Annotated in this window: 15 protein-coding genes and 1 tRNA gene; 14 read left to right on the top strand and 2 right to left on the bottom strand. The window is 37.7% G+C overall.

From position 1 onward, the window contains the following. The 4 genes from LG34_RS06195 to LG34_RS06180 all read left to right on the top strand — a co-directional run. A partial coding sequence (locus LG34_RS06195) for a DNA topoisomerase (protein WP_242979817.1) occupies nt 1-1359 on the top strand: 1359 nt, incomplete at its 5' end. 399 nt (nt 1360-1758) lie between these two features. Further along, nucleotides 1759-2424, top strand: a complete 666-nt coding sequence (locus LG34_RS06190) for a UDP-N-acetylglucosamine pyrophosphorylase (RefSeq protein ID WP_109215316.1) — start codon at nt 1759-1761, stop codon at nt 2422-2424. Between the two features lie 258 nt (nt 2425-2682). After that, on the top strand, nt 2683-3375 hold the full coding sequence (locus LG34_RS06185) for an iron-sulfur cluster assembly scaffold protein (protein ID WP_109215315.1): 693 nt from the start codon (nt 2683-2685) through the stop codon (nt 3373-3375). Between the two features lie 6 nt (nt 3376-3381). Next, a complete protein-coding gene (locus tag LG34_RS06180) occupies nt 3382-4392 on the top strand; it encodes a GGGtGRT protein (protein ID WP_109215314.1) in 1011 nt (336 codons plus the stop codon). 112 nt (nt 4393-4504) lie between these two features. Here the strand turns inward: LG34_RS06180 and LG34_RS06175 are convergent, their stop codons facing one another. Then, on the bottom strand, nt 4505-5749 hold the full coding sequence (locus LG34_RS06175; protein WP_109215313.1) for a tyrosine-type recombinase/integrase: 1245 nt from the start codon (nt 5747-5749) through the stop codon (nt 4505-4507). A 111-nt stretch (nt 5750-5860) separates the two neighbouring features. On the opposite strand from LG34_RS06175, the gene LG34_RS06170 reads away from it, so the two are divergent. From LG34_RS06170 to LG34_RS06155, 3 genes are all read left to right on the top strand, one after another. Then, nucleotides 5861-6205 carry a DUF6431 domain-containing protein gene (locus tag LG34_RS06170; RefSeq protein WP_109215312.1) on the top strand — a complete coding sequence of 115 codons (345 nt, stop codon included), beginning with the start codon at nt 5861-5863 and terminating at the stop codon, nt 6203-6205. 36 nt (nt 6206-6241) lie between these two features. Beyond that, nucleotides 6242-6493, top strand: coding sequence for a hypothetical protein (locus LG34_RS06165; protein ID WP_109215311.1), 252 nt, complete (start codon nt 6242-6244; stop codon nt 6491-6493). Between the two features lie 465 nt (nt 6494-6958). Next, nucleotides 6959-7207 (top strand): hypothetical protein, encoded by a 249-nt coding sequence (locus LG34_RS06155; RefSeq protein WP_109215309.1) that lies wholly within the window; start codon nt 6959-6961, stop codon nt 7205-7207. A 64-nt stretch (nt 7208-7271) separates the two neighbouring features. Here the strand turns inward: LG34_RS06155 and LG34_RS06150 are convergent, their stop codons facing one another. Then, nucleotides 7272-7454: a hypothetical protein gene (locus LG34_RS06150; RefSeq protein WP_109215308.1), complete on the bottom strand. Its 183-nt coding sequence runs from the start codon at nt 7452-7454 to the stop codon at nt 7272-7274. Between the two features lie 388 nt (nt 7455-7842). Between LG34_RS06150 and LG34_RS06145 the strand changes: the two genes are divergently transcribed. From LG34_RS06145 to LG34_RS06120, 7 genes are all read left to right on the top strand, one after another. Further along, nucleotides 7843-8049: a hypothetical protein gene (locus LG34_RS06145; protein WP_109215307.1), complete on the top strand. Its 207-nt coding sequence runs from the start codon at nt 7843-7845 to the stop codon at nt 8047-8049. 87 nt (nt 8050-8136) lie between these two features. Next, complete coding sequence (locus tag LG34_RS06140; protein ID WP_109215306.1) at nt 8137-8901, top strand: DUF6591 domain-containing protein; 765 nt, start codon at nt 8137-8139, stop codon at nt 8899-8901. Between the two features lie 119 nt (nt 8902-9020). Next, nucleotides 9021-9377 (top strand): hypothetical protein, encoded by a 357-nt coding sequence (locus LG34_RS06135; RefSeq protein WP_109215305.1) that lies wholly within the window; start codon nt 9021-9023, stop codon nt 9375-9377. Between the two features lie 93 nt (nt 9378-9470). Beyond that, nucleotides 9471-9668 (top strand): hypothetical protein, encoded by a 198-nt coding sequence (locus tag LG34_RS06130; protein WP_109215304.1) that lies wholly within the window; start codon nt 9471-9473, stop codon nt 9666-9668. Between the two features lie 46 nt (nt 9669-9714). After that, nucleotides 9715-9785: transfer RNA gene (locus LG34_RS16680), tRNA-OTHER, on the top strand. 177 nt (nt 9786-9962) lie between these two features. After that, nucleotides 9963-10199, top strand: a complete 237-nt coding sequence (locus LG34_RS06125) for a hypothetical protein (RefSeq protein ID WP_109215303.1) — start codon at nt 9963-9965, stop codon at nt 10197-10199. A gap of 39 nt (nt 10200-10238) precedes the next feature. Next, the coding region (locus LG34_RS06120; protein WP_146190195.1) for a hypothetical protein at nt 10239-10562 on the top strand (324 nt) is incomplete at its 3' end.

Here is a 10562-nt window from a genome sequence, read left to right as displayed (position 1 = left end):
GAGTTTGTAAAAACACCGTTTTATCGTGTGTTAAACAGTATGGAATTTGAAGGCCTGACCATTGAAGGCGAATGGCGCGCAGTTCCCGGATCAAAATATTTTGGTACACCGAAACTTTATAAGGAAAACGGTTTTCGGGAAAAGAAAGATGCACAGGAATTGATCAACTGGATGAAAAGCCTGGAACCACAGGAAGCAGCAGTCATGTCAGTGGAGCGCAAACAGGAAAAGAAAAATCCACCTTTACTGTACAATCTGGCAGAACTTCAGAATGATTGTTCAAAACTGTTTAAGATCAGTCCGGATGAGACTTTACGTGTAGTACAGGAACTGTATGAGAAAAAAATGGTGACCTATCCGCGTACCGATGCCCGTGTACTTTCCAGTGCTGTGGCGAAGGAGATTTCAAAGAATATTTCCGGATTAAAAGGGATCAATATGGTGCGCCCATTTGCAGAAGAAATTCTTGAAAAAGAAAGCTACAAACAGATTGCGAAGACACGTTATGTCAACGATAAAATGATCACAGACCATTATGCAATTATTCCGACTGGTCAGGGACTTGGAGCTATGCGAGGTTTAAATCCGGTTTCACTGAAAGTATATGAGACGATTGTACGTCGTTTCCTGGCAATTTTTTACGAACCGGCTATTTATAAAAAAGTGAGTCTGACAATGGGGATGGAGACAGAGCGTTTTTTTGCTTCCTTTAAGGTGTTAGCTGATCCTGGGTATCTGAAGGTGATGGAATATTCCTTCCGGAAGAAAAAGACAGAAGATACAACCAGTCAAAATGATGCAGATTCCAATGAAAAGAGCGGAGATGCACATTTACTGGAGCAGATCGCAAAAATCAAAAAAGGTATGACACTTCCTGTAAATGGTTATGCCATCAAGGAGGGAGAGACTTCTCCGCCAAAACGTTACAATTCCGGTTCCATGATCCTTGCAATGGAAAATGCCGGACAGTTGATTGAAGATGAGGAGTTACGCGCTCAGATTAAAGGTTCCGGTATCGGCACAAGTGCGACCCGTGCGGAGATTTTGAAGAAATTGGTGAACAACAAATACCTCAGTCTGAATAAAAAGACACAGATCATTACACCGACCTTACAGGGAGAGCTGATTTATGATACCGTATCGGCATCTATCAAGTCATTGCTGAATCCCGAACTGACGGCAAGCTGGGAAAAAGGCCTGAATTATGTGGCGGAAGGTACGATCACCCCAGAGGAATATATGACAAAACTGACACACTTTATTCAGAGTCGTACAAGTGGTGTACTGGGACTTCGAAACCAGTATATCATAAAGGATTCCTTTGAACGGGTGGCGCCATTCTATAAAAAATCGCGCTAAGAATGTTTTGTGAGTAAAAAGATCATTACAGGTGTAGGTGTATCACGATTATCCACAACTGATATATGATCAACTTGGATTTATAATAAAGGCAAAGATCGATTCATAAAAAAATAGACAGTGTAGAGGTGCAGTGATCCTGAGATGAATATGTCAGTTTACGCTGACCAGAATCACGCACCACGTCTCACGTGCGTTCGACTTTAAATAGTAAAATAGAACTCTGACTTATGTGACAGATATGTTGCACAGATCAGGGTTCTATTTGTATTGGCAGGGTTGCAAAAAGCTATTTTTACCAACACGGATAATTCAGGAAAAAAGGACTGGAAAAAGAATGGAAAACGTGGCACAATAAGAGTGATGAAAAATATAGTATGAAAGGAATACGAATATAAAATGGAACAGTGTAAGATCACAAATATGTATGATTTAAATGAAACAATTGCAAAAGAATATATGGAGACAGCAGAGTACCCGTGGGAGCTTTTAGACGGACTTTCCGATTATATCAAAAAACTGGGTGCGACTCTGGATCCGGAGAAATATGAGAAACGTGGCGAAGATGTATGGGTTGCAAAAAATGCAAACGTTGCACCGACTGCATTTCTTGGAAGTCCGCTGATCATTGATGAGGAAGCAGAAGTTCGCCACTGTGCATTTATCCGCGGTTCAGCGATCGTTGGAAAAGGTGCAGTTGTAGGAAATTCTACCGAATTAAAGAACGTGATTCTGTTTAACAAAGTACAGGTTCCGCATTACAATTATGTAGGCGATTCCATCCTTGGATACAAAGCACATATGGGTGCTGGTTCCATCACTTCAAACGTAAAATCCGACAAAACATTAGTTGTCGTACGTGATGGCAAAGAAGAAATCGCTACCGGCAGAAAGAAATTCGGCGCAATGCTTGGCAATAACGTTGAAGTAGGATGCAATTCTGTACTAAATCCGGGAACAGTCATCTGTCCGGAGAGCAATGTATATCCGTTATCTGCAGTCCGTGGCGTGGTACCGGCACATTCTATTTACAAAAACCGCAATGAGATTGTAGAAAAACAGTAATTAGCAGAGACTTATTTGTGCTATTTTCGATACAAACAAAATTTTGTAAAAAAAATGTCAGAAAGTACTTTACGAATGGCAAAAAATGTGTCAAAATACATAAGGATGTTAAAAAAATAACAAAGTAATCCTGTGCAGAAAACCACAGTTGAAATACGACAGAAGATAAATCATGTTTTCTACGAAAAGCAATAGAGGATAGGTATAAGGTATGGGATCTCTTTCAAAAAACATTCATACATAGAAAGGAGTTTTACAATGATTTATTCCAAAGAAGTAGAATTGATGTGCCCGGTTGCAAAAGGCGCAAAACATGAACCTGCTCCAATCCCGGAAGAGGGAAAATGGGTTCACTCCAAAAAAATTGAAGATATTTCCGGTTTTACACACGGCGTAGGCTGGTGTGCTCCACAGCAGGGTGCATGTAAGCTGACTCTGAATGTAAAAGACGGTATCATCGAGGAGGCTTTGATCGAGACAATCGGATGTTCCGGTATGACTCATTCCGCAGCGATGGCAGCAGAAATTTTACAGGGAAAAACAATTTTAGAGGCATTAAATACAGATCTTGTCTGTGATGCGATCAATACAGCAATGAGAGAGCTGTTCTTACAGATTGTATATGGTAGAACTCAGAGTGCTTTTTCTGATGATGGTCTGGCAATCGGTGCCGGTCTTGAGGATCTTGGTAAAGGACTTCGTTCTCAGGTTGGTACAATGTACGCAACAAAAGAAAAAGGTGTTCGTTATCTGGAAATGGCAGAAGGCTATGTAACAGGCATTGCTCTGGATGAGGATAATGAGGTAATCGGATATCAGTTCGTAAGCCTTGGCAAAATGACTGACTTTATCAAAAATGGTGATGATCCGAATACTGCATGGGAAAAAGCAAAAGGTCAGTACGGCCGTGTAGCTGATGCAGCAAAAATCATCGATCCGAGAAAGGAGTAATGGACAATGGCTTTATTTGAATCATATGAAAGAAGAATTGACCAGATCAATTCTGTTTTAAATAGTTATGGAATTGCTTCTATCGAAGAAGCAGAGAAAATTACAAAAGATGCTGGTCTGGATGTGTACGATCAGGTAAAGAAAATCCAGCCGATCTGTTTTGAAAATGCATGCTGGGCTTATACAGTAGGTGCAGCAATCGCAATCAAAAAAGGATGCCGCAAAGCTTCTGAGGCAGCTGCAGCAATCGGAGAAGGTCTTCAGGCTTTCTGTATCCCGGGTTCTGTAGCAGATCATCGTAAAGTAGGTCTTGGACATGGTAACCTTGGTAAAATGCTTCTGGAAGAGGAGACAGAGTGCTTCTGCTTCTTAGCTGGTCATGAGTCTTTCGCAGCGGCAGAAGGTGCGATTGGTATCGCTGAGAAAGCAAACAAAGTACGTCAGAAACCGTTACGTGTTATTCTCAACGGTCTTGGAAAAGATGCAGCTCAGATTATTTCCCGTATCAACGGCTTTACATTTGTAGAGACAAAATATGACTACAAAGAAGCAAAACTGAACATTGTATATGAGAAAGCATACTCCAAAGGACTTCGTGCTTCTGTAAAATGTTACGGTGCTGATGATGTTCAGGAAGGTGTTGCAATCATGCATCATGAGAACGTTGGTGTATCTATCACAGGTAACTCCACCAACCCGACACGTTTCCAGCATCCGGTAGCAGGTACATACAAAAAAGAGTGTATCGAGCAGGGTAAAAAATACTTCTCAGTAGCATCCGGCGGTGGTACAGGACGTACACTTCATCCGGATAACATGGGTGCAGGTCCTGCTTCCTATGGTATGACAGATACAATGGGACGTATGCATTCTGATGCACAGTTCGCAGGTTCTTCTTCCGTACCGGCGCACGTAGAGATGATGGGGCTCATCGGAATGGGTAATAACCCAATGGTAGGAGCTACCGTTGCCGTTGCAGTTTCCGTAGAGGAAGCAGCAAAAGCTGGTAAATTCTAAGAAATACAGCAAAATCAATACTTCTAAGTAGTAGTATGGAGTAGTAAAAAGTACAAAAATGCGGTATATTAGTACACTGTTTATACATTATTAGTATACCGCATTAGTACACTTATTTTACTTTACTTATTTCTTCTTTTAACCATTCTATATCACGGTCGGTGTAAACGCGTTCTGTTATGTCTGTGATTTTATGGCCGACGATGTATTTCAAAGCATATTCATCAACGTTATATTTTTTGCACATAGTAATAAATTGTTTTCTTCCATCATGTGCTCTATGTTTTGGATTCATGTCATATTCTTTTACTATTTTTTCAAAACGATGCTTGTATTTGTCATATGTTAATTTCAATCTGTCTTTTTTCTTAGCACCATCTGTTGTGTTAAGCAAATACTCGCTGCCGAGTTCTTTAGCTTCGGTATATCTTCTAACAACAAGGTCTTTTATTTTTGGATGAATTGGTACAATTCTATCTGTTCCAGAATCAGTTTTCATACCCCCAATGATAATATTTTTTTCTAAGTCAACATTTTTCAACTCTATCAATCCAAGCTCTTGAGGTCTCCAACCCCCATAGCATTGAATCAATACCATATCTACATATCCTTCATATCGATGATTCCATAGAGTTTTCATTTCATCATCAGTGAATGTTATATGATCTACTTTTTCTTCCTCAATTGTTTTAATAACATCTTTTGATATTTCAAAGGCTCTTGCTGGATTCCGATTAATTATTTCATGCTCAAGTGCGTAATCAAACATTAAATTAAATACGGATTTCATTCTACTTTTCATGCCGGCTGAAGCTACAAATACATTGCCGTCATTATCTGTTCGTTTAGCATTATCGATGCATTCTTTTAATATTCCAGTGTTTACCGCTATCACTTTAGACTTATGTAAAATAGAACAGTAGCCCCACGCAGATCGAATTGCACGTTTGCTGCTATCAGATTTTAACGTTTTGAAATATCTTTCGGACCATTTATCGTACAGTTCTTGCATTGTAATACCTTTTTTGTCGAGGTCATATGGATTCTTGTTATATTCAACAAGCGCTTCATATGCTTCGTTATATGTACGAAAATATGCTTGTGGCTTCAGTAATTTCCCAATAGGTTTACCATTTTTGTCTTTTCCAACGGTGACCATAACTCTGTATCTATTTCTCAGGTTTTTATTTTTGATTTCTGTAATTCTCCCAAAACCATTTGGCAGTTTCAGTCGGCCATTCTTTTTCCTGACATATCCTTTAGAAACTGCATCTGGTTGAAGAGGAAAACCACAATGAGGACACATTATTGCTTTATCGCTAACTTGCAATCCACATTCTTTGCATTTTATTAACATTTTTACCAACCTTTCCCATTTGATTTACGATTACGCTTCATATATAACATATAGGTGTATAAATTGTCAATTAGTATACCAACAGAAATATTAGAACGAAAGAGGGCATGTATGAAACGAATTTGTAAAAAATGCGGAACGGAAGTAAAACATTATGATCGAGTAAAAAGAGTCGTGAGGGGCAAGGGAGGTAAGAAGTACCATATTTGGTTGGATCGTTATATTTGCCCAAGTTGTGGCGAGATACATAGAGAACTACCAGAAGATATTTTGCCATATAAACAGTATGAATCTGAAATTATTCATGGCGTTGTAGAAGGATTAATTGATGAGGAAACATATGGTTTTGAAGATTTTCCATCCTCAATGACTATGCATCGATGGAGAAATGAAGAGAAAAATGTATTTATATTTCCATATTCTTCCACTGAGGTTGTTTTAACAAAATGCTATTAGTAACCTAGAATAGCCGTTGAAAGGAGGCAAAAGCCAATGAATGAATTTATATTTGAAACTGGATCTGTTCCAGTACGGGTAGCAGCGAGAGTATACGGAAAGGACGCATCTTGGGTTAGAGCGGGCATTATATGCGGATGGCTTCCGATAGGAACAGCAACTAGAGACGGCGAACGGGTTACAGATTTAAAACAAATGGACAGCCGATACGGGAGAATAAATTATTATATTTCCCCGAATAAGCTTTATGAGGAAACAGGATTTATATGGAAGGGGGAAAGAGTATGAGCTGCGTACGATCTGAGATATCTAAGAAGAATCCATATTGGATACCAAAACACAGGTACTTTGAGTTGAAGCATTTTTGCCTTCAATACCCAGATTGGAAAAATGAGTATGCTGCGTTACTTGGTGTTAATTCTTTATCTAGTTTAAATTTCAGTAAATCTAGGTTAAAAAATATAGCTGACCGGACTAGTGATTCAGCGATAAGACGATTGTATTTTTCAGATCGAATGAGAATGGTTGAACAATCTGCTATTGACGCCGATCCGGACATATTTGAATATTTGCTGAAGGGTGTGACAGCTGGGTATTCGTATACATATTTAAAGACCTATTGCGATATTCCATGTAGCAAAGATTTTTATTATGACCGGTACCGGAGATTCTTTTGGTTGCTAGACAAGGTTAGAGAATAATTCGCGAAGCAATCAAGTCCTTTAATGAGTAAAAGAAAGGAGGATTCATAAAATGGATCAGAAGCAACTCAAAGCAGCAAAAAAATCACGGGAGTATACTGTGAAGAAAATTAGTAAGAAAAGCAAAGATGAGATTTACACCTTATTAAGCTGGCAGAACGATATGACATTTAATCGTATCAATCAGCTTGATTTAGGGTCTAAAACCAAAGCTGAACTTATTAAAATTATTAAGGATCATGAGTATACAGATCGAGTGATCGTCGACGCTTTGATTAGAAAATCTGAGAAAGAGAAGTAATTTCTAAACTCAAAGAGGTGAGAGAGGAAACCGTAGGAAAACCTACGGCAACCTCTTTTGCTTTTTACAGCAGACCAGATGCTTTTGCTAAGATGTCAGATAACCATGAACATTCATTAAGACGATTGCTAATTGCTGACTGTAAATCCATATCAGCATACTTAGATTCGAACACCTCTGAATAGGTCCAACTATCGCCATATTCTTCCATGGTTTCAATAAATGTGTTAATTTCAAGGTCTGTCATAAAGCTCACCTCTTTCTTTTTTTGATTATTCATCCTTTGGCTTTTTTGGGATGTGCATATATGATACCACATATAACTACAAAAGTAAATATGTAACGCGTTAAAAACAACTCCTTTAATGAGACTAAATTAAGTACAGAAAGGAGCGGAAAAATGAAATTTATTATGTTAGGTACTCTGTGTATAATTATTGGATTTATATCCATGTTATTCACAGATGGAGATGCAACATATTTAGTTCTAATGACCATATTCGGAGTAGGACTGATATTTGGCTCAAAAGAATTTGAGAAGGAGGGGCTCTGAACAAGGGCTCTTTTCTTTTTCACGAAATGCACAGTGTGTTTTATGACAGAAACAATCGGTAAGTATGAAAGGAGAGATTATTATGATTAGTTGGATTGTAATTGGTTTTTTGGTAGCTATTGGCTGGTTTTCTGGAAAAATAATATTCAGTATAATTGAAGAGATATTATTTGAGAGATTACATAGCAGTAAATATTATAGAATTATATGCAAGAAACAGACGATTAAAAAATCTAACGATTCAAAGAAAATGATGATTGGCTTTCTGAGAGACGACGAGAGATTCTAACACAGGGTCTCTTTTCTTTTTGTCATTGCAAATTAATAGTAACTGTAATATAATTATTTTAATCATTTATTTACGGAGGAGAAAATTATGAAAAGATTATTAGTTGGTATTTTATGCGGAATGTTAGCTATTAGCACTTTTGCTGGTTGTGGGAGTACGAAAGATGACAGTAAGCAAGAAACGACAGCGTTTACATGGCCTACTAACGAGTTGGCTCAAGCTATACCAGTTGCAGATATATCTTCTGGAGAGGTTGATATTGACAGCGACACTCTATTAGTCATCAATTGGTATAAAGCATCATTAGACGATTATAATGACTATATTAATCAATGTAAAGAAGCTGGATATACAGTAGATCCAATCGAATTCGATGAATATTATAGTGCAAAAAATGAAGCCGGATACAAACTTGGGGTTGATTACGAAGACGATGATAAAGAGATTCGAATTCAGGTTAGCCATTATAGCGACGACTCGGATCCATCAGATGATTCTTCAGCTCCTACAGAAGATGCGACAAGCGATACGACTGAGAACACTGACTCTTTAACAACCGACCAATCAACTGATGAATCAACAGATTCTACAGGTATTCGTCCAGAAGTGAAAGAGTTTCTTGATAGTTATGAATCCTTTATGAATGAATATGCTGATTTCATGGAAAAATATAATAATTCTAGCGATGTTGCATCTATGATGAAAGACTATACTACATACATGACAAAATACGCTGACTTCACACAGAAATACGAAGACCTTGGTGACGATGATCTTAACGATGAAGAACTCAAATATTACGTGGATGTTCAATCCAGAGTCACAAAACGATTAATTGATGTTGCGAATTAAATAATCTCTACAGAGGCCTACTTCATTGCGAGTGGGTCTCTTTTTAATCTTCGCGAAATAAGCATGCTCCTTTATGAAACAATAATAACAAAACTATTAATTATAAAGGAGATTATATTATGAAGAAAATGATTATTGCAGTTATGGGAGTAGTTTGTGGAGCAGCTATTATGATGGGTGTTACAGTAAATCATTACCAGACAAAGATTGCAAATTTAGAAAATGAAGTAGAATCTTTAACAGATGACTATGAATCATTGAAAAGTGATAATTATTACTTATCACAAAGATATGATAATTTATCATCTGATAAAGAAGAACTTGATTCTCAAGTTTACAATCTCATGGAAGGTAAGAATTACGAGATAACCATCGATCATGATGGAGATTCATATACTTACACACAGAAAGGCAAAGGTTTATTCAAGAAAACATCTAAAAGAATAGTAAGTGTTAGTGATGTATCAATAGATTAGAGACTTCGGTCTCTTTTCTTTTTATTTTTTTCGCATAATAAACAATTCCTTTAATGAGAGAATAACAACAAAATTCAAAAGGAGGATTTTATTATGATTAAAGCTTGGAAAGAGTACAATGAGAAAGTATGGAAACCTTATGGAGAATGGATGAAGAAATACTGGTGGGTATATCTTATATTCACATTCACATCGTTTGCTATACTCTGGATTTGGCTCAAATGGGAAAGAATCAAAGAGAAAATCAAAGATTTGAAACATAAGTTATTAAATCGTAAGGGGGAGGCTTAGGCCTCTTCTTTTTATTTTCGCGTACAAAACAACTTCTATAATGAGAGAAATAGTTAGTCTATGTGGTAAGGCACCGGGTAACTCCGGAGAAATGGGTTCGAACCCCATACCGTTTCTCTTGTTTTTTCGCGAGAAAAACAACTTCTATAATGAGAGAAAGGCAGTTGACTATACTGCATAAATGCTAAAGGCGAGAAGGAATCAAAGATTTAGCACTTTCTCTTCTTCTTTTCCGTACGCAGGTTACTGGAAAAGTATTTATATTTATACAAGTAAAGAAAGGAGAGAAGTGTAATGGTACAGGGATTGATGCTCACGGTTGTGATCTTTGGAAGTTTATTTGGCGCTGGTTTCCTCTTGGGAATTATGGTCGCTGATCAGAGAGCATCCAAACATTCTACAAAAGGGACATTCTCAGTTGAAGAATTAGAGGATGCTCCTGGTTACGGAAAAATACATATCGATTTCGGTGGTCGTATTGATAAAGATGCTGACAAAATTATCTTACACCGAACAGATTCGCCAGAATAACAGGCTCTATTATGAAGTAATGAAAAGGAGGATATATTTATGAGCTTCAAAGAAAAATTGTTGGAAGAGTGGGAATCTACTCAGGAATTATTGGCTGGATTAGATCCAAAAAACGATAAGGACGCATACAAAGCTTGTGCGGACAGGATTGGTTCTATCGAGAGGCAAATAGCAGATTTGGAAAAAGCCGAAAATGACCTTGATTTTAAAGCTGCTGAAATTGATATGGAAGCAGAGGATAAAAAAGAGGATAAAAAAACGGAAAAGAAAAACCGAATCGTAGGTTTTGTGATCGATGGCGTCAAGATTGTTGCGCCAATTGCTGGAGCGTTCATCTTCGGATGTATCAGCATGAAATGGGAA

The sequence above is a fragment of the Eubacterium ramulus genome (assembly GCF_003122485.1).
GTDB lineage: Bacteria > Bacillota > Clostridia > Lachnospirales > Lachnospiraceae > Eubacterium_I > Eubacterium_I ramulus_A.
Note: the sequence above shows the minus strand (reverse complement) of the source record. Positions and strands in the feature narration are given on the sequence as shown.